This is a genomic window from Pseudomonas sp. Irchel 3E19 (genome assembly GCF_900187585.1).
GTDB lineage: Bacteria > Pseudomonadota > Gammaproteobacteria > Pseudomonadales > Pseudomonadaceae > Aquipseudomonas > Aquipseudomonas baetica.
Genome location: NZ_FYDT01000025.1, coordinates 1 through 20,010 on the forward strand (window position 1 = coordinate 1; position 20,010 = coordinate 20,010).

14 protein-coding genes are annotated in these 20,010 nt (G+C 57.1%); 7 read left to right on the top strand and 7 right to left on the bottom strand.

The window, feature by feature from the left end; translation table 11 throughout:
• The first annotated feature begins 173 nt into the window (after positions 1-173).
• Positions 174-407, top strand: coding sequence for a helix-turn-helix transcriptional regulator (locus CKW18_RS16670; protein ID WP_095189799.1), 234 nt, complete (start codon positions 174-176; stop codon positions 405-407).
• Positions 408-503: 96 nt separating this feature from the next.
• Here CKW18_RS16670 and CKW18_RS16675 read toward each other — a convergent pair whose 3' ends face one another.
• Positions 504-1,115: a dTMP kinase gene (locus tag CKW18_RS16675; protein ID WP_095189800.1), complete on the bottom strand. Its 612-nt coding sequence runs from the start codon at positions 1,113-1,115 to the stop codon at positions 504-506.
• 335 nt (positions 1,116-1,450) lie between these two features.
• On the opposite strand from CKW18_RS16675, the gene CKW18_RS16680 reads away from it, so the two are divergent.
• The 3 genes from CKW18_RS16680 to CKW18_RS16690 all read left to right on the top strand — a co-directional run bounded on the left by CKW18_RS16680 (position 1,451) and on the right by CKW18_RS16690 (position 3,855).
• Complete coding sequence (locus CKW18_RS16680; RefSeq protein WP_095189801.1) at positions 1,451-2,143, top strand: 3-oxoacid CoA-transferase subunit A; 693 nt, start codon at positions 1,451-1,453, stop codon at positions 2,141-2,143.
• An 8-nt stretch (positions 2,144-2,151) separates the two neighbouring features.
• Positions 2,152-2,793 (top strand): 3-oxoacid CoA-transferase subunit B, encoded by a 642-nt coding sequence (locus CKW18_RS16685; protein ID WP_095189802.1) that lies wholly within the window; start codon positions 2,152-2,154, stop codon positions 2,791-2,793.
• A gap of 159 nt (positions 2,794-2,952) precedes the next feature.
• Positions 2,953-3,855, top strand: a complete 903-nt coding sequence (locus tag CKW18_RS16690; RefSeq protein ID WP_095189803.1) for a bestrophin family protein — start codon at positions 2,953-2,955, stop codon at positions 3,853-3,855.
• 63 nt (positions 3,856-3,918) lie between these two features.
• Here CKW18_RS16690 and solA read toward each other — a convergent pair whose 3' ends face one another.
• Entirely contained in the window at positions 3,919-5,097 is a 1,179-nt protein-coding gene (gene solA, locus CKW18_RS16695; protein ID WP_095189804.1) for an N-methyl-L-tryptophan oxidase, read from the bottom strand.
• Between the two features lie 355 nt (positions 5,098-5,452).
• On the opposite strand from solA, the gene CKW18_RS16700 reads away from it, so the two are divergent.
• Together CKW18_RS16700 and CKW18_RS16705 are read left to right on the top strand one after the other, a co-directional pair.
• A complete protein-coding gene (locus CKW18_RS16700) occupies positions 5,453-7,858 on the top strand; it encodes a glucose/quinate/shikimate family membrane-bound PQQ-dependent dehydrogenase (protein ID WP_095189866.1) in 2,406 nt (801 codons plus the stop codon).
• Positions 7,859-7,962: 104 nt separating this feature from the next.
• A complete protein-coding gene (locus CKW18_RS16705) occupies positions 7,963-9,249 on the top strand; it encodes a carbohydrate porin (RefSeq protein WP_095189805.1) in 1,287 nt (428 codons plus the stop codon).
• 122 nt (positions 9,250-9,371) lie between these two features.
• Here CKW18_RS16705 and CKW18_RS16710 read toward each other — a convergent pair whose 3' ends face one another.
• Positions 9,372-10,877, bottom strand: coding sequence for a sensor domain-containing diguanylate cyclase (locus CKW18_RS16710; protein ID WP_095189806.1), 1,506 nt, complete (start codon positions 10,875-10,877; stop codon positions 9,372-9,374).
• Positions 10,878-11,175: 298 nt separating this feature from the next.
• Between CKW18_RS16710 and CKW18_RS16715 the strand changes: the two genes are divergently transcribed.
• Positions 11,176-12,309: an aminotransferase class V-fold PLP-dependent enzyme gene (locus tag CKW18_RS16715; RefSeq protein WP_095189807.1), complete on the top strand. Its 1,134-nt coding sequence runs from the start codon at positions 11,176-11,178 to the stop codon at positions 12,307-12,309.
• Between the two features lie 160 nt (positions 12,310-12,469).
• On the opposite strand, the gene CKW18_RS16720 is transcribed toward CKW18_RS16715, so the two are convergent.
• The 4 genes from CKW18_RS16720 to CKW18_RS16735 all read right to left on the bottom strand — a co-directional run bounded on the left by CKW18_RS16720 (position 12,470) and on the right by CKW18_RS16735 (position 19,936).
• Positions 12,470-16,282: an SIR2 family protein gene (locus CKW18_RS16720; protein WP_095189808.1), complete on the bottom strand. Its 3,813-nt coding sequence runs from the start codon at positions 16,280-16,282 to the stop codon at positions 12,470-12,472.
• 157 nt (positions 16,283-16,439) lie between these two features.
• Positions 16,440-16,925, bottom strand: coding sequence for an ATP-binding protein (locus CKW18_RS16725; protein WP_095189809.1), 486 nt, complete (start codon positions 16,923-16,925; stop codon positions 16,440-16,442).
• 102 nt (positions 16,926-17,027) lie between these two features.
• Positions 17,028-17,921, bottom strand: coding sequence for a hypothetical protein (locus tag CKW18_RS16730; protein WP_095189867.1), 894 nt, complete (start codon positions 17,919-17,921; stop codon positions 17,028-17,030).
• A gap of 155 nt (positions 17,922-18,076) precedes the next feature.
• Positions 18,077-19,936, bottom strand: coding sequence for an ABC transporter ATP-binding protein (locus CKW18_RS16735; protein WP_095189810.1), 1,860 nt, complete (start codon positions 19,934-19,936; stop codon positions 18,077-18,079).
• Positions 19,937-20,010: the final 74 nt, after the last annotated feature.

Here is a 20,010-nt window from a genome sequence, read left to right on the forward strand (position 1 = left end):
GCGACATCAGTCATTACCTGATGCATCGGTACAACTGGATTAGACCGCACCAATTCAACAACGGACTGGCCCCAGCTCAGGCCGAGAAAAAACTTAACGTCGTGTCCGGGATTAGTTGACCACTACAAACGGCCTTGGCTCGAGAAAACAACCAATTTATCTAGGCCCACGTGATGACCATTGAAATAAAGCTGGATGTGATGCTCGCTCACCGCAAGGTCAAATCGAAAGATTTGGCGAGTGCCATCGGTATCACTGAGCAAAACTTGTCCTTACTTAAACAAGGCAAAGTAAAGGGCGTTCGACTGGCAACATTGGATGCAATTTGTCGTTACTTGAAATGTCAGCCTGGTGATCTGTTGGTTCATATCCATACGCATGAAAAAAACCTCGATGACTTGTCATAGATAGCCCTCAGCAGGCAGAAGGCAAGCCGCCGACCTCGACGCCCGATGCACTGCATCGGGCGTTTGCATTTCGGTCTGTCGGCGATAACGGCGACATCACCCAAGCACCCCGTAGATCTCAGAAACCAACTGCATTGTCGCGTCTTCAACCGTTCCTTCATTACGGCACAGAACCCAGCCGTGGTCGGCAATCGCTTGCTCGAACAGTTCGGTACACGCGACGTGCTCTGCGTACTTCTGGATCACAGTGCCGCCCAGTCCCCGTGATCGTGTCGCAGCCCTTGCCCATGAAATATCCGGCGCGGTGACGACGCCGACATGCAGGTCTGGCACTCGCACGTCTCGATCCATGTTCAACTGGAGAATCTCGGCAAACGGGATTGTTTGTCGAAACGCGGCATCAGACGGATACCAGCGATCAATCAATATGATGCTGCTGGGCGGCTGTCTGGTCAGCACGTATCGGGAGATCCAGCGACGACTTTCAGCAAAGCCCTGGCAAACAGCCCACTCCAAATCCCTGGAGGGACTTCTGGCAAGCTTGTTCACAAGGGCCATCGTTTCCCCCCTGTAGGGATCGCTTTTTCTTTCGCAAAGCCGGATAACTTTTTTGTTGTCAGCCCTCAGCACTTTCGTAACGGCCTCCAACAGTGTGGTTTTACCGGTGCCCTTGGGCCCATCCAGAGAAACGAACAGCGGACGATTCATTGTTCACACAACGATGGATATAGGGTTTTCTGGCTCTGCACGTTCGCTGGAACCGCTTGATGCAACCGCGCGAAAACAGACGTGAATGACCACTCTAACCTCATTAACGGACGTTCGGGGTGTTTCTGGGCGTCAGGCGCCCCCTCCTCCAGGTTGATCAACACCCACCTTGGTCGCCAGATGGTAGCGTTCGCTAATCGCACGACATCGCCTCTTGGGCCACCCTCTTCACCGCATTGTTTGGCAGGCTATGCATAACGCTGCAGGCACCGAAATTCCTGCGGTTTGCATGCTGATTGATCTGTTCACACAAAGATGAATAACAGGAGAACGCCTTGATCAACAAAACGTTTGAATCCGTCGCTGCCGCACTCGATGGCATTGCCGATGGCTCAACCATCATGGTGGGTGGTTTCGGTACGGCGGGCATGCCGTCCGAGTTGGTGGATGGCGTCATTGCTTGCGGCGCTCGCGAGCTGACCATCATCAGCAACAATGCCGGCAATGGTGAAATCGGTCTGGCGGCGTTGCTCAAGGCCGGGCGTGTGGCCAAGGTCATCTGCTCGTTCCCGCGCCAATCCGATTCCTATGTGTTCGACGAGCTCTATCTGGCCGGCAAGGTGCAGCTTGAGGTCGTCCCACAGGGCAACCTCGCTGAACGTATCCGTGCGGCGGGTTCTGGCATCGGTGCGTTTTATTCGCCCACTGGCTTTGGCACGTTACTGGCCGAAGGCAAGGAAACCCGGGTGATCGACGGGCGCAACTATGTGCTGGAAATGCCGTTGCGCGCCGATGTGGCGCTGATCAAGGCCGAAAAAGGCGACCGTTGGGGCAATCTCACCTACCGCAAAGCAGCGCGTAATTTCGGCCCGATCATGGCCATGGCGGCAACGACAGCCATCGCCCAGGTCAACCAGATCGTCGAGCTGGGCGAGCTGGATCCCGAGCACATTGTCACCCCTGGGATCTTCGTCCAGCGCGTGGTCGCCGTGCCGCTCGCCCGTGTCCCGAAAGCCAACGTCAACTGAGGCCCGCCATGACTGTTATGAACAAACTCTCGCGTAGCGAAATGGCCCAGCGTGTGGCCGACGACATTCTCGAAGGTTCTTACGTGAACCTCGGCATTGGCGTGCCGACGCTGGTGGCCAACTACCTGGGTGACAAGGAAGTGTTCCTCCACAGTGAGAACGGTGTGTTGGGCATGGGCCCCAGCCCTGCGCCGGGTGAGGAAGACGATGACCTGATCAACGCGGGCAAGCAGCACGTCACGCTGCTGGCCGGTGGTGCCTACTTTCATCACGCCGATTCGTTTTCGATGATGCGCGGCGGGCACATCGACATTGCCGTGCTTGGCGCTTTTCAGGTGTCGGTCAACGGCGACCTGGCCAACTGGCACACCGGCGCTGAAGGCTCTATTCCGGCCGTCGGTGGCGCGATGGACCTGGCGACCGGCGCGCGTCAGGTGTTCGTCATGATGGATCACCTGACCAAGACCGGCGAAAGCAAACTGGTACCGCAATGCACGTACCCGCTGACCGGCATTGGTTGCGTTACCCGGATTTACACCGACCTGGCCATTCTGGACGTCACGCCCGACGGCTTGAAGGTCAAGGAGATTTACGCCGATATCAGTTTTGAGGATTTGCAAACCCTCAGTAGCGTGCCGTTGATTCGGTGATTGATCGGGGATGCCCGGCCACGCAAAAAACTGCCGGACAGCCCTGGGCTTGTCCGGCAGTTTTATTTATGCCCGGGAATTTCCTTCACCGAACCTTTACCCCGAAAACAGCGTCCGAGCTAAGGCATTAATGCTGACCGCTCGCCACGAGGTTTCCGTTTGAAAGCTGCCATCGTCAAAAAATACCGTCTGATCATCAAGACCTTGGGCTACGTGGGTTGGGCCTTGTTCTGGCTGTTGCTCTGGGACATCGCCGTCACCGTGGACTTCATGCTGTTTCTCAACGCCAAACTGAACCTGCCGCTTATGCCGCTGACCTTGCTCGGTTCGGCGTTGATTGTGTTGATCAGTTTCCGCAACAGCAGCGCGTACAACCGTTGGTGGGAAGCGCGCACGCTGTGGGGCGCGATGATCAACAACTCGCGCAGCTTTGCCCGGCAGGTGCTGACGCTGCTGGATGATCCCGGCCGCGAGGTGAATCCGGTCAAGTCGACCCTGTTGCGCCGCCACGTCGCCTATGTCAATTGCCTCGCGGCACATCTGCAAGGCCATCCTTGCCCGGAAGAAGTTCGGGCGTTCATTCCCGCCGATGAATTCGCCCGCAGTGGCACCACCAACAACTTTGCCAACGACATCCTCACCGGTTCCGCCGCCCTGCTCGCCCGGGAATACAAGGCCGGGCGCCTGGACAGCATTCGCCTGGCGCGGCTGGAGTCCACGCTGGTGGATCTGTCCAACAGCCAGGGCGGCATGGAGCGCATCGCCAATACGCCGCTGCCCTACCCTTATGTCTATTTCCCACGGCTGTTCATTTCGCTGTTCTGCCTGATTGTACCGGTCGGGCTGGTGGAATCTCTGGGTTGGTTCACCCCGCTGGCTTCAACCGTCGTGGGCTTTATGCTGCTGGCCATCGAGCGCATCGGCACCGACCTGCAAAGCCCGTTTCGCCACAGCGAACATCAGATCCAGATGGAAGCCCTGTGCGAAACCATCGAGAAAAACCTGCAATCGATGCAGCGTGATTCTTTGGGTCACGTGCGCCGGATCGAAGAGAACGCTTAACTGTCGCGCTGCGACACAGCCGCACACCGGCGACCAGCAGTGCAACATAGAGCGCGACGCGTTTCACGATGGTGTTCCTTCGAAGCGTGTCAGGGAAAAAGACGAGAGGTCCAGGTCGGTCGAGCCGCGCATGCACCACTGCGCAAACGCCTCGCCCAGTGCGGCGGAGTGTTTGAAACCGTGGCCGGAACAGGCCGACACGAACAGGGTGTGCTGCAGCGATGGATGCTCGTCGATGATGAAATGGCGATCCGGCGTCACGGTGTAAGCGCACACCGCAGACTTGACCACCCTGGACGTTACGCCGGCGATGCGGCCTTGCACCTGGTGCGCATACATCTCCTGTTGTTCGGCCGCCGAGACCGTACGGTCAATGTCTTGCGGCAACGTCGCAGTTTTGTACTGCGCGGTGGCGATCTTCATGCAGCCTTCACCGGATAATGCGGGGAAGCCGTAGTTGATGTTGTCGTCACCACGACCGTGAGTGAGGATGAACGTCGGCGAGTGGCCAGCCAGATCAGTCCCCTCCTCCAGCTCGAACCAGAACAGCTTTTGCCGGTAGACACTCAGCAGACTTTCAAATGGTTTGCCAAGCAATTCGCCGCTCCAGTTGCCCGCACTGATCACCAGTTTTTTGGCCAGCAGCGTGCGCCGATCGGTGGTGACTGTGACGCCCTGCTCGTCCGAAGTAACCCCGGTGACCGTCTCGCCTTTGTGCAGGGTCGCGCCGTGTTGTTCGGCCAGCCTGAGCTGTACGTCGATGCAGCGCTCGGGTCGCACAAAGCCTCCACCGGGTTCGAAATAGCCGATGGCCGAGTCGTGCACGTGGGCGAATTGTGGAAAGCGCTGGCGAATCTGTTCGGCCGACAAGACTTCGTGCTCGATGCCGTAGGTCTGTGCCAGGCCGATGGTGCGCAGGGTGAAGTCGGTTTTGTCATTGGGGTCGAAATCGGGACTGGAGGTCAGCACCAACAGGCCCGATTGTTCGAACAGCGACTCCCCTGTTTGCGCCTCAAGCTCACGCCAGATGCGGTGGGAATTGCGCACGATCGGCACATATTGCGCGCCTTCTCCGACTGAAAGGCGGGTGATGCGCGTATCGCCGTGGCTGGAGCCGAGGTTGTGCGGCGGGTGATGGCGGTCAATCCCGACGACATCCACACCGGCCTTCGCCAGTTGATACACGGTGGCGGCGCCCATGGCGCCCAAGCCCAGAACCACTACGTCACGCCGCTCAGACATCATTAGCCGCCTATCAAAAAGGCGCCAGTTGAGCGGTAAACCGAACAGGAATCAAAGATTAAAAGAGCATATGCATATGCCTGATCGTTTGCCCACACGGCGCTGTATTTTGCCGTACGTCGGTTAAACACAGGTTTTTGAAAGAATTTTTTTAGCTGTCAAAACTGACGATACTTCTGCCATAAACAACGCTTTCCCCTACCTTTGGATAATTGCGTCGCCGCCTTGGAGACCGCCCGGCTCCTCTTGTAGGCATGTGCTTGAGCAGCGAACTACGCTTCCCTCAGAAATAGTGATTTAACTAGGTAGTTACCTAACGATATAATGCGTGCCTCATTTCAACGGGACATTCAACGTGAAGCAGAGTCAACGCCTCTCGGGCATATCAAAATTCATTCTGGTCGGGCTGGGCGTGGTTATCGCTCTGCTCGGTCTGGCACTCGCTGCTGGTGGCGTGAAATTGGTCAGCCTGGGAGGCTCGTGGTACTTCCTGTTGGGTGGCCTGGTAATGGCTGTCTCCGGTTTGCTGATTGCTCGTTTCAAACTGGCCGGGGCTTGGTTGTTCGCGGCGTTCCTGGTAGGAACGGCGATCTGGGCGGTGATCGATGCCGGACTGGTGTTCTGGCCGGTGTTCTCGCGCCTGTTCATGTTCAGTGTGATCGGTCTGGTCGTGGCGCTGGTTTACCCATTGCTCAAGCGTGCCAACGGTCGCGTTCCAGGTCGTGGCGCTTATGCGCTGGCCGCTGTACTCGCGGTTGGCCTGGCCGTGGCTGCCGGCAACATGTTCGTCGCGCACCCCACCGTCGCTGCTACTGGCACGGGCCCGGGCCTGACGCCGGTCGAGCCGGAAAAAGCCCAGAAAGACTGGGCGCACTATGGCAACACCGAAGGTGGCAGCCGCTTCGCCGCGCTGGATCAGATCAACCGTAACAACGTCGACAAACTGAAGGTCGCGTGGACCTACCACACCGGTGACGTCGCCGTGAGTGATGGCAACGGTGCCGAAGACCAGCTCACCCCGCTGCAGGTCGGCAACAAGGTTTTCATCTGCACCCCGCACAACAACCTGATTGCGCTGGATGCCGATACCGGCAAGGAACTCTGGAAAAACGCGATCAACGCGCAGTCGAAAGTCTGGCAGCGCTGCCGTGGCATGGCCTACTTCGACGCCACTGCCGCAGTCGCCAAGCCGAGCAGCTCCCCCGTTGCAGACGCCCAGCCAGCGCCAGTTGCCAACTGCCAGCGCCGCTTGCTGACCAACACGATCGATGCGCGCCTGATCGCCGTCGATGCCGACACCGGCGAGTTCTGCCAAGGCTTTGGCAACAACGGTCAGGTGGATCTGAAGGCCGGTCTGGGCGATGTTCCGGACAGCTACTATCAGTTGTCCTCCGCGCCGTTGATGGCAGGCACCACCGTCGTGGTGGGTGGCCGGGTTGCTGATAACGTGCAAGCCGACATGCCAGGTGGCGTGATTCGTGGTTTTGACGTGATGACCGGCGCCATGCGTTGGGCGTTCGACCCGGGTAATCCGCAGGATAAAAAAGCACCGGCAGACGGCAGCACTTATGTGCGCAGCACGCCGAACAGCTGGGCGCCAATGTCTTACGACGCGGCGACCAACACCGTATTCCTGCCGATGGGCAGTTCCTCCACCGACATCTATGGTGTCGAGCGCAGCAAACTCGATCACACCTACGGCGCTTCGATCCTCGCGCTGGACGCCAACAGCGGCGAAGAAAAGTGGGTGTTCCAGACCGTTCACAACGATCTCTGGGACTTCGACCTGCCGATGCAGCCGAGCCTGATCGACTTCACCAAGGAAGGCAAATCCGTGCCGGCGCTGGTCATCGGCACCAAGGCCGGGCAGATCTACGTGCTGGATCGCGCCACTGGCAAACCGCTGACCGACGTTAAAGAGGTACCGGTCAAAGCGGCGAACATCCCTAACGAGCCTTACTCGCCAACCCAGCCAAAATCGGTGGGCATGCCGCAGATCGGTGCCCAGCACCTGACCGAATCGGACATGTGGGGCGCTACCCCATATGACCAATTGCTTTGCCGCATCGACTTCAAGGGCATGCGCTACGACGGCTTGTACACCGCGCCAGGCACCGACAAATCCCTGAGCTTCCCGGGTTCGCTGGGCGGCATGAACTGGGGCAGCATCTCGACTGACCCGGTGCACGGCTTCATTTTCGTCAACGATATGCGTCTGGGTCTGTGGATTCAGATGATCCCGTCGCAGAACAAGGGTCAGGCCGCTGGCGGTGGCGAAGCACTGAACACGGGCATGGGCGCTGTGCCGCTCAAAGGTACGCCTTACGCGGTGAACAAGAACCGCTTCCTGTCGGTCGCCGGCATTCCTTGCCAGGCGCCGCCATTCGGCACACTGACCGCCATCGACATGAAGACCCAGAAAGTCGCCTGGCAGGTTCCGGTCGGCACCGTTGAAGACACAGGCCCCCTGGGTATCCGCATGCACCTGCCGATCAAGATCGGTCTGCCAACCCTCGGCGGCACCCTGTCGACCCAAGGCGGCTTGATATTTATCGCCGGCACTCAAGACTTCTACCTGCGCGCCTTCAACAGCGGCAATGGTGAGGAAGTCTGGAAATCCCGTCTGCCAGTCGGCAGCCAGGGCGGCCCGATGACGTATGTTTCGCCAAAAACCGGCAAGCAATACATCGTCATCACCGCGGGTGGCGCTCGTCAGTCCACCGATCGTGGCGACTACGTGATGGCTTACGCCTTGCCGTAAACCACTGTGCCCATGGTGAACATGGGCACACCCTTCAGAGCGCGGCACCTTAGGGTGCCGCGCTGCTTTGCGCTATCGCTAAAATTTTCAGCAGGAAGATGCACATGTTTTTGCCTGTTCGCTTTTCTCATGCCGGCTTGCTGTTGGGGCTGACCTGCAGCGCCGCCCTGCCCGCTTTCGCCGATACCGATTCCAACCTGATGACCCGCAACACCCTGACCGGTGATTGGGGTGGCCTGCGCCACCAGATGGCCGAAGACGGCGTCAAATTCACCGGCGACTACACCGGCGAAACCGTCTACAACGCTGACGGTGGCCTGCACCGTTCGGCGCGTTATTCTCAGAACATCAAGCTCGGTGTGCAGTTCGACCTGAGCAAACTGTATGGCGTCGACAACGCCGGCAAGGTGCAACTGAGCATCAATGACCGTCGCGGCAACAGCGCTTCCGAGGATCTGGTCGGCAACCGTTTGCCGATCCAGGAAAACTACGGGGGCCTCTACACTCGCCTGACCGAACTCAGCTACGAGCGCACGCTGTTCACCCCGGCACTGAACGTCAAACTCGGTTACATGGCCATGGGTAATGACCTCGGCGGCCTCGACAGCGGCATCCTCTGCAACTTCATGAACGCCGGTTTCTGCGGGCATCCGCTGAATATGTCCGGTGGCAGCGGCTGGACCAACTATCCCAACGCGCATCTTGGTGTGCGGGTGAAGTACGACCTGTCGCCTGAGTGGCAACTGCGTGTGGCCGCGTTCAATGTCGATCCCGAGAGCAACGGCAACGCCAGCCGTGCCTGGCACCTGGGCCCGAAACACACCACCGGCACCGTGGTGCCGGTCGAACTGGTGTACAAGCACGCAGGCGAGCTTCCCGGCGAATACAAGGTCGGCTACTACTACGACAGCTCTGACGTGAAACGCATTGGCAGCGACAAGGAAGTGTCCGGTCGCGGCGGCCATTACCTGCTGATCGATCAGGCGGTGTGGAGCTCGCAATCGTCCGAAGGCCGCAGCCTGCACGCCTTCGGTCAATACTCGGCGGCGAGCGAAGCGGCTTCGCCGTTCAGCAAGTGGTATGGCACCGGCGTGGTGTTGTACAAACCGTTCGAAGGCCGCCCGCGTGACACGCTCGCGCTGGGTTATGGCCGAGCGGTGCCCAACCCGCGCAGTCGTGATGTACTGCAAGACACCGCGTTGAACAACGGCACGGCGTTGCCGAATCTGGACAGCGCCGAGCAGTTGATCGAACTCGGCTACGGGTATCAGGCCACGCCTTGGCTGACACTGCGGCCGAACATGCAATACATCATCGAGCCGGGCGCGTTCTCCGGGCAGAACATCGACAATGCATTGGTGTTTGGCTTGCAGGTAAAAGCTGCCCTCTGAGCACTCTCCTGATCAGTTCCCTCTTCCTCCGGGAGAGGGTTACAGCGGGCAATAAAAAACCGGCGTGAATGCTGGTTTTTTATTGCCGTCTGGGTGGCAGCCTGATTAGCCAACGCGCCCTGTCACAACCCTCCCCTCACAAACTGATTACGTCCAAACGCCTTGGCGTTGTACAGCGCCTGATCTGCCACCTCGATCAATCCCTGCAAATTGTCCAGCCGGGCACCGGTCGCGGTGGCAATCCCGATACTCACAGTCAACCGACCGAACGGGCTGGTGTCGTGCACAATGTTCGCTTGCTGCAAACGGTCGAGGATGAGTTGCGCCACCACCGCGGCACCGTCACCGTCGGTGTCAGGCATGATGATAGCCATCTCCTCTCCGCCATAACGTGCCACCAGATCTGACGGTCGCCTGACGCAGCCCTCGAAGATTCTGCCCACCGTCTGCAGGCAGGCGTCTCCTGCCACATGCCCGAGCGAATCGTTGAAGCGCTTGAAGAAGTCGATATCGATCATCAGCAAAGCCAGGGTGGTGCCATCACGCTGCGCTCGCCGCGCCTCCATGGCAAGGCTCTCATCAAAGCAGCGGCGATTGGCCAGACCGGTCAGGGCATCCCGCATCGCCAATAATTCAAGTTGCCGGTTCGACGAGAGCAACTGCTGCTGAGCCGCGCGCAGTTGATCTTCTGCCTCGGTGCGCCGACGGATATCCAGAATCAGAAACCAACCGATGAGCCCGGTCAGCCCCAGCAACCCCGTCACCACCACCGCCGACAGCACCGCCTCCGTTCGCCACGCAGTGAGGGCTTCGCGCTTGCCCAGTGCCACAGTCGTGATCAACGGCAGCCGGTCACTCTTGCGGAAGGCATAGAGCCGCTCCACGCCGTCCAGGCTGGAAGTAAACGATGCGGTGCCGACAGATTGGTCGACGAGATACTTGGCGTAGATGGGCGACTTGGAAAAGTTGCGCCCCATGTCCTGCTCACGGAATGGATAGCGAACCAGCAACGTGCCGTCGGTATAGGACAAACCGATTGCACCCTCCTGCCCCACGTCGATCTTTCCAAACAATCGCAGGAAGTTTTCGACCCCCAGGGTGACCGCCACCACGCCGGCGAACTCGCCGTCAGGACCATTGAAACGCCGGCTGACGGTGATCACCCATTCCTGATTGGAACGGCTCTGGATCGGCGGACCGATAAAGGTCTCGCGCGACGGATCGTCGCGGTGATGAATGAAATAGGCTCGATCAGTGCTGTTCGCACCCGATGGAATAGGCCGGTTGGAAGACATCAACCAATGACCCTGTTTGTCGTAGATCGTGATACCACTGAGCTGTGGCATCAGCGGCTCCTGGCGGTTGACCAAAGCACTCAGTCGCTGAATCTGTTCAGGGCCGCTCCCTTCTGTTTCCAGACGCTCGACCAGCCCAAGCAAAAGCAGCGAGCTCTGACGGACAATGCCTTCGGAGTAAGTCGCCAGCGCCTGGGTAAGGTTCAAGCCATGGACATCCACCTCCTCGAGTGCTCGCTCTCGAGAGGCCAATACCTTCCAGACCGTCAATGACGCCAGGGAACAACCGATGACCAGCAGCAACAGCACAACCAGATGGGAATCACGCTTCACGTTACTACCTTTTGGAAAGTCCGGTTTTCCGTTCCCGCAACATTGGGTCAAGGCAATAGCGGGCGCCATTCATCCTCTTCGTGCAGCTAGGATACAAGCAGCGCTGAACCGTTGCAGTAACTAGAGAGTACATTTTGTTGAGAAATCAATTCTCACCTTACATCCTGCTTCGAGGTGCGAATCAAGTGCGCTGGTGGCTTCGTCAGGTAGAGGGTCAGCTATATTGGATCGGTTGCCGCCCTTCTTGAACTCAGGGCGCGGTCGATACCACCGAGATCTCTGCCAAAGGAGTCAACCCATGTCAACGCTATATCCCAGTATCGATCCCGAGGGGCTGATCGAGTATTCAGTGGTCTACACCGACCGCTCGCTCAACCACATGTCGCAGTCATTTCAAGGTGTGATGAAGAACATCTCCACGACCCTGAAACAGGTCTACAACGCGCAGGCAGTGGCGGTGATACCGGGCAGCGGTACATTCGGCATGGAGGCGGTGGCGCGACAGTTAGCGACCGACCAGCAATGCCTGGTGATACGCAACGGCTGGTTCAGTTATCGCTGGAGCCAGATCCTTGAGATGGGCAACATCCCGGCGGCCACCACGGTGCTGAAAGCCCGGCCGGTCGACAGCGCTCGCCAGGCTGCCTACGCCCCGCCCCCGCTGGACGAAGTGCTGGCAGCCATTGCGGCGCAAAAGCCTAAGATGGTCTTCGCCCCCCATGTTGAAACCTCATCAGGGATTATCCTGCCTGACGAGTACCTGCGGGCCGTCGGTGATGCCGTGCATGCGGTGGGCGGCCTGTTCGTGCTGGACTGCATCGCCTCAGGCACGCTTTGGGTGGACATGCACAAGTGCGCCGTCGATCTGCTGATCAGCGCACCGCAGAAAGGCTGGAGCGCTTCCCCTTGCTGCGCCTTGGTGATGTTCAGTGCATTGGCACTCAAGCGCATCGAACAAACGCACAGCAGCAGTTTCGCCTGCGACCTGAAAAAATGGCTGCAAATCATGCAGGCCTACGAACAGGGCGGCCATGCCTACCACGCGACCATGCCCAGCGATGCCCTCGCACGATTCAACGAAGTAATGAAAGAGACCCAAGCCTACGGGTTCGACAAGGTTCGCGAAGAACAACAGGTTCTGGGTGATCGGGTGCGCGCCATGTTGACCGGCAAAGGCATCAAAAGCGTAGCGGCTAAAGGCTTTCAGGCCCCTGGCGTCGTGGTGAGCTACACCGATGACGCCGACATCAAAAACGGCAAGAAATTTGCCAGCCACGGCCTGCAGATCGCCGCCGGAGTACCGTTGCAATGCGACGAGCCAGCCGACTTCCAGACGTTCCGCATCGGTCTGTTCGGACTGGAAAAGCTGCACAACATCGAGCGCACGGTGAGTACGCTTGAGCATGCTCTGGACGAGGTGATGGCTAAATAAGCGCTCAGGTTGTCTGGTCACCAAGGCTGAGGATGGGGAGTGGCGAAAATCGGCCAAGAGCGGGCGTTTGCGAGCGACCGCTTTAGGCTAAAAGCGGTCATCATGTGATTAGGAAACTCCGAGAAGTTCACGGGTGAACGATAGCCAAGAAGATCGAGATCTAGCTTCGCTCAACAAGATCGATAAGACGCAAATAGCGTTTATCTGATGCGAGACTAGGTTCCGTTTCCGCAATGAGCGCTAGGATCATAGGCAATTGATAAGGTGGTCGGGTGAGAACTTGAGGTGTCGCTCTGTTTATCAAGTCCAGCGTCGTTCCAGGAAATAGAGTGGTAATCGGACTCTCATCACTGAGTTCTCGAGTGAATCGGTAGAACGGTTGATCATTTGTCTCTAGGGGCACCAGAAACTTTTTCACCGCTTCATAGACGACCGGAAAACAATCACCGGCACCATCAAGCAGGCCGATCCATGCCCTCATAGAAGCTGAGGTTCTATACCGGCGCTCTCTTGGCCAGTCCTGGTCGATTAAGGGGATGACGAGCTCGGTCCAGCCGTTATCGTTTTTTCGTCCAACCTGGCCCAGCCAGAAAATAAACCGGTTCCGAGTATCGTCAGGCATCGCTCGTAAAACCGATCGCATTTCGCCTTTCGAAAGACCGCTCGGCTCATTCGGTTGAAAAACCCGCATGTAACCAAGCCACTGGGCGGCTACATTTGAGAAGTCGCGATCCCAAGAGAGTCCTCCGATCCAAGGAAATAGGTTGATCAAGAGCGGTTTGATAATCTTTGCCAATGGCGGCCTAGGAACTCGCCCGCCGTGAAGAAAACCGCTCCACGCAGGTTCCGAGGAAGGGTGATCAAATGCCAACATTGGAGTGAGGCATTTCTCTGTCCAGATGGGATCAACGTACATGAGCCAATTCAGTTTGCGGCTCGCTACTGACACGGCATGATCTCCCCCCTCCCCAGGTGCCGTTAGGAGGCGATCGAAGCGAGACTTGATGTGATCTGGGATTAAGGAACCAGCCTCCTGTTTATCTCCGGGGACTGCATGGAAAAGTGCTTCAGTGCACATGCCAACAGGGCCATTAATCGCATGGCTAAAAGTGCGCCGGGATTGTTGAGTAATTTTTCCACCTCGGCGGACTTCTCCCAAACCGCTCTTCGCTGCATCTGCTCCACAACTGAAGATGCCATCGACAATGTGATCGTATACTGCCCAACCGAGAGCTTCATCAATCTCAAGGACCGCAACCAAGTTCTTTTCGAGCCATCGGCCCAAGGTATGACGCAACCCACCAATCACTGCATGTGGGAGTCGTATTACCCTATTCAGGAATACTCGTCTCAGCCTGGGCGCGATGTCAGTAGGAAGCTCATTGATCATGGACGACCAGAGTGCCTCAGGGTAGTCCCCAGCTTTTCCTACAATAGTGAGTGCAGACAACGCCTTTCGCGGATTAACTTTAACCAAACCAGTGAAGGGTCGCTTCTCGGTGAAGCTATCAAAGTCGAGCTTTAGGTCTTCTTTTGCTCTGGAGGCAACTTCATTTACGGGAAGGTTTAGGAGTACATCTGGCTTTTCGTCCGTACCAATCCAGCCTCCTCGAGCCCCCAGTTCGAGCACCGTCGAGCTTGCCCAACCGTCGTTCCAATCTGGAATGCCTTTTATCATTTCAGAAAGCCGTTCACTTCGATTTTCGTTCAGATCGCAGCCATGTAGTTCTAGATATCTAGCGTATCTGGCGGCGCTCAAGTCCCGCATTGCAGAAAAATCTTCGTCAGACCAATGAGCGCGCTGATCGGGGCCAGCAAAGATGCGGTCAGTGAGCTGAATTTTACTATTTCGGGAGAACTCTCCCCATCGATCCATCAGTAAGAAAAGAAGCTCTCGATCTACTTCAGCGTCCCAGAATGCCTCCTGATCTAAGGACAATAGTTCCCTGGCTACATCGTCAGCCTCGAACACATCGACCTTGCTGAATGCATATAGCTTAAGCTTTCGGAAATAGAACAAATCTGAAACAGGCCAGATCGTGGCATGTGCCTTGGCCAGATCTGGCCACTTGGCAACCATTCGGTCAAAAAGTCGAACGAACCACGTCACTATATCCGCCGCATTTGTTATGTGTTCTTCCCCTTCAACCTCGCGGCCTGGATAGCAGGTTGGTGTCTTGAAGTAGTGAGTCTCGATATCTCCGAGCAGTCCTGAAGCAGTAGTTAGCTGCGCCTCAAGGATGCCTACTACCTGTGGCAATAGATCATCAGGCACGTCCAACTCTTCGTTGTGCCGCTCGAGGAGCACAACCTCCCACTCACCAAGGTCCCTGAAAAGGATTTCCTCCCACCGTGCTGATGGCGGTTTTGCCTTTCCCAAGCCGAACGGCCGCTTGATCTCCAATCGAGGTGTTGAAATCCTGCGGAATTCTCGTAGAACGCTGGCCGTCCAGCCCTCCGTCGTGATTCGCTTTTTGAATTTGAACCAGTCGCCATTCCACTGACGATTATGGGGATCTCGATGGAACTCCAGGATCAGCTGCCAGATATGACGCGCATGCTCGTTGAGAGCCCCCGAATGATCCACTCGCCACTCAATCTGTTGCAGTAGTCGTGGATGCAGTCCACTTTGTCGGATGGCCCACCAAGCCAGAACAGGACTATCAATGCACTTGCTCAGCCAGGTAATGAGATGACTAAGCCTTTTCGGCGTCGCTTCGTAACCTTCAGCCTGACGCCCACCCAACCGATGGAGCTCGTGTGGATTGTCGTCTTCGTCTCGCCAGACTAAAAGATTGTCGTTGCTGACACCCTGATTAAAATCATCTTCGGAAATATCCTTCAGATCGTCATCGAGTGCATAGGCGGTCCAAGGATCGAAGACTTCATCGTCACCATAGCTGCTGCTCTGGTTGGCTGATCGAACATTCGAATCCATGACGCAAACCCACTCCGGATGAGGCGCGGGCTCAGCCTCCGCGAACAACTTCGCTCCATGCGCTGTACGAAGGACATGTGCAACCTGGCCACGCTCGTGGGGGGCTAGACCCTTTGGATCCTGCTGGCATGTGGCAATTACGGATTCACGCCATCTACGCGGATCGTCAGCCCGATTTGCCCAAGCGTCCATGCTTTTCCATAGATCCGAGTGATCGGAATAGGCTATGGCTGTGACACCGCGGTCACGCCACTTAGCTTCGATCTCCTCGGGAAGCCCACGGTCAAATGCATAGAGCTTAGAGCGATCATACTTGCCATCATGGTTGAGACCCTGAAGAAGATATTTGATTGGTGGGTCTTCTGCCTGATAGCCGACCAATACAACGGTATACCTTTCGAGCAGGTGCCGGATGAAGTTGGTAGCCCATCCCTCTGAGAGATAGGCACGCCCAAAGTCTGCACTGCTCAGGACGTAGGGATGGGTTTCTGCGGCGGCCTCCGCAAGCCGCCCATGTAGATACGTGATGCCCTCTATTTTCGATCCGAAGTTCAAGTCGGGGAAAGCGGGCGGCATATGCAGGGCCAGTTCATCTCCCTTCTCTCCTAGTTCGAACAAACGATCAAAGTTCGTCGTGACAATCTGCGGCACTCCGCCCTGGCTCGAAGATATTCGCTTGATCAATCCGTGCTCACGCCCAAAACCTGTGTTAGCTATGGAAGCACTCAGCCGCTCTGTAACCAGGGCGTTAACTTCATTCTTGCCATACTCAAGTTGAAGGAGGTTAAATATCTGGTCGAGTGGGACGTTCGCCGCCGCAGGTGATTGATCGTCCAACCATGGTAGAAATGCGACCATGATTTCTGAATCGGCGGGCGGATCATAGAACTCTATGACATACCGAGTAAGACCAACAAATGTTGGCATCCCTGATGGAAGTGAAACTCCGGCACCGCACAGAAACACTACGCGACCAGCATCACAACGCTCCAGCAGGATGTCAGGTATGGAGGGACCATCAGGATGAAATTTCATGAATTCCTACTTTTATACTGTGCGTGGATTCTAATGTCAGATTGGTGAGGGCGCCCGCTTCCACGTTCGAAAGTAGCCCTAGGCAAATGGCAGTTTTTTGCCAACAACAGGCACCCACCCATTCACCGACATTACCTTATCGCCCCCCCCCAGAAATTCACGAACAATGCCGAACGATCACCAGCCCCTCGACCTCTTCCGGAACCCGAAAGTAGCCGGTGATCAAATCAAATTCCGCATCAGTGGCGGCAAAGTCATGCTCGCCCCGCTCATTGCGAGCATGCAGCCTGGCTCGGCAAGTGTCGTCATCGACATCCAGATAATGCAGGTAATGCGCCGATCCAGCAGCGTCGGCCAAACCTCGCAGCCATTCACGATCTGCAACCGTGTTCGCCGGGAAGTCCAGAACCACATCAAGCCTCACCCCAAGCAGATCAATAACCAAAGGCCCGAGCACATCGCGAATGCGTTTTGCGCAGCGCACGTAATCCGTCACTGTCTGTACTTCGGCGGGATAGAGCCTGGAAATCCAGCGATCCTCACTCAAAAGAATCGCGCGGTGCTCGTTTGCCAGTGACTTTGCGAGTGTTGATTTGCCGGAGGCAATCTTGCCGCACATCAGGTGCAATTTCGGTTGGGGCATGGAAACGCTCCCTATCCATGAAAATATCTGACGGCAGTCCACCGAGCAGACGATTTGATCAATTCCCTCTTGGCTCATCGCATGCCAAGCGGACGTTTCCAGTCAGGCGCTTAGCCTGGACAGTCGCGAAGAGACCGAGGCCGTTATTCGCTCCCACAATTGCGGGATGGGTATGAAAAACAGCGCAGCAAAACTTAATAAACGATCAATCCACTTCCCCTGCAGATCATTCGGCTCGCTAGCAGTGTGCATGGCCAACAGGTAGCGATAAACCTGCCGACTGGAAAGTGGCAGCACTCCGATTTGCTCAAGTATCGAAGGGCCAATCTCTCGAATCATGCCCGTGAGCATTATCCAGAACAGTACGACCTCTGCGCACAACAAGGTGGCAATAAGCACATTTGCGATTAGCCTCCGCCAGTTTTGCAGGGCCTCGAAGATTGAGTCGATGCTACTTCCCAACGTCACCAGCGTGGCGATAATTGCCGTGATCGCAATCAGTAATCCTATAAATCGCGCAGAGTCGGGCAACCGAAAGAACGCAGCGAAGCGCGGCCCCATCGTATCGTTACTGGCCAAACGCCGAATTTCCTGCCGTTCTTCCCAAAGCTGTCTGAGGGCTCTCGCCTTAATTACAAGCTCACCGGGGCGACATTCATAACGCATGCACAACCAATCCTGCCTCAGCTTCAAACGATCAGTGCGAGAAGCATTCACGTCCGCACCAAGGCTTTCCGCGCGAATCCGAGCGTACACATCGGTGATCTTTGCTGCGCAGATCATGGTGATAATCAAAATGGCAAACAGCACCGGAATGTATTGATAAAGCGAGACACTGGGCAATTCTAAAACCACCCATAAGATTCCAGGGAGACATGCAGCAATCCAGATCAGACAGCTGCGCGCATCGCGCCTGCGCCATGCAGCTTTGATAGGCGCACGTTCGAACTTTTGAAAGTGTTCTTGAATATCGATTTGCAGCTGACTAATGCTAATTGCGGTGTTCGCCACTGAATCATCCCTCGTCATTAAACATCCCTTCAAACCTTTACACTGGCGAACGCTGAGCCGTGCTGATGGCTCAGCGTTGAATTGCCAGATGCGGTCTCAAATGAGACCGCATCGTTGCTGCCAAATCATGTGTTCCCTGCTCATTGCGTGCAGGCAGACTCCACCACGCCGTTGTCCTCACCCAAAAAACCACCGCTCTGATGCTGCCAAAGCCGCGCATAGACGCCGTTTTTCTCCAGCAACTGGGCGTGCGTGCCCTGTTCGATGATGCGTCCTTCGTCCATGACAATGAGCCGGTCCATGGCCGCAATGGTCGATAGCCGATGGGCGATCGCAATCACGGTCTTGCCCTGCATCATTTCATCGAGGCTTTCCTGAATCGCCACTTCGACTTCCGAATCCAGCGCGCTGGTGGCTTCGTCCAGTAGCAGGATCGGCGCGTTCTTGAGCATCACCCGGGCAATCGCGACGCGCTGGCGTTGGCCGCCCGACAGTTTGATGCCGCGCTCGCCCACCAGTGTGTCGTAACCGCTATGGCCCTGGCGGTCGCTGAGTTGGCTGATGAACTCATCGGCCTGGGCGCTCGCGGCGGCGCTGCGGATTTGCGCGTCGGTGGCATCGGGACGGCCGTAGGCGATGTTGTCGCGAATCGAACGGTGCAGCAGCGAGGTGTCCTGAGTGACCATGCCGATGGCACTGCGCAGACTGTCCTGCGTTACTTTCGCGATGTTTTGGCCATCGATGCGAATCTCGCCGCTGTCGACGTCGTAGAAGCGCAGCAGCAAGTTGATCAGCGTGGATTTACCAGCACCGGAGCGCCCGACCAGGCCGATTTTTTCGCCGGGACGAATGCTCAGATTCAAGCCGTCGAGCACCTGACGTTCGCCGTTGTAGTTGAAGCTCACCTTATCGAAGGTCACGGCGCCGCCGGAAGTCACCAACACGCCAGCATCCGGGGCGTCCTGCACCTTGGCGCCCTGGGTCAGCGTCGCCATGCCATCCTGAACGGTGCCGATGCTTTCGAACAGCGAGGTCATTTGCCACATGATCCAGTTCGACATGCCATTGATCCGCAGCGCCATGGCGGTGATGGCCGCCACAGCACCGGCGCCGACGTCGCCCTGGTGCCACAGCCACAGGGCGTAACCGCCGGCTGACATGATCAGCCCCACCACCAGTGCCTGGTTGACGATCTCGAACAGACTGACCAAGCGCATCTGGCGAAAACCGGTCAGTTTGAAATCCTCCATCGCCGCACGGGCGAAGTGCGCTTCACGATTGGAGTGGGAGAACAGCTTCACCGTGGTGATGTTGGTGTAGGCATCCGAAATACGCCCGGTCATCATCGAGCGCGCGTTCGCCTGCTCCTGCCCGACTTTGCCCAGGCGCGGCACGAAGTACCACATGGCCAGCGCGAACAGCACGGCCCAGCCAATGAACGGCAGCATCAGCTTCAGCGCGAAGCCGCCAGCCAGCGCGATGATCGCGATGAAATACACGCCGATCCCCGGGATGATCTCGATCATGGTGAACAGCACGTCGCGCACAGCCAGCGCCGTCTGCATCACTTTGGTCGTGACCCGTCCGGAAAACTCATCGGAGAAAAAGGAAAGGCTTTGCCGCAACATCAGCCGATGGAAGTCCCAGCGCAGGCGCAACGGCAGGTTAATCGCCAGGATCTGGTGCTGCACCATCGTACGCAACGCCACCAGAGCGACACTGGTCACCATGACGATGCCCATGCCCCACAACACGCGACTCTCCTGCGCAGCGGCTTCACCACCGGCCTGCCAGGTCGAGAGCAGATCCACCACTTGCCCCAGAAAGGAAAACAGCCACGCTTCGTAAATCGACACAGCGGCACTGAGCAATGCCAGCACCAGGATGTAACCGCGGGCACCCCGCGTACAGGCCCACAAAAAACGCGCCAGACCATTGGGCGGCGGCGGTACCTCGTCAGGAGGAAAAGGGTCGAGTCTTCGTTCAAACGCACCCAGCATGGTGGTCTCCAAAACAATCCATTAGTGGGAAGTTTGCCATCGAATGACTGACTTGGGGGTTTGTAACGTTGAAG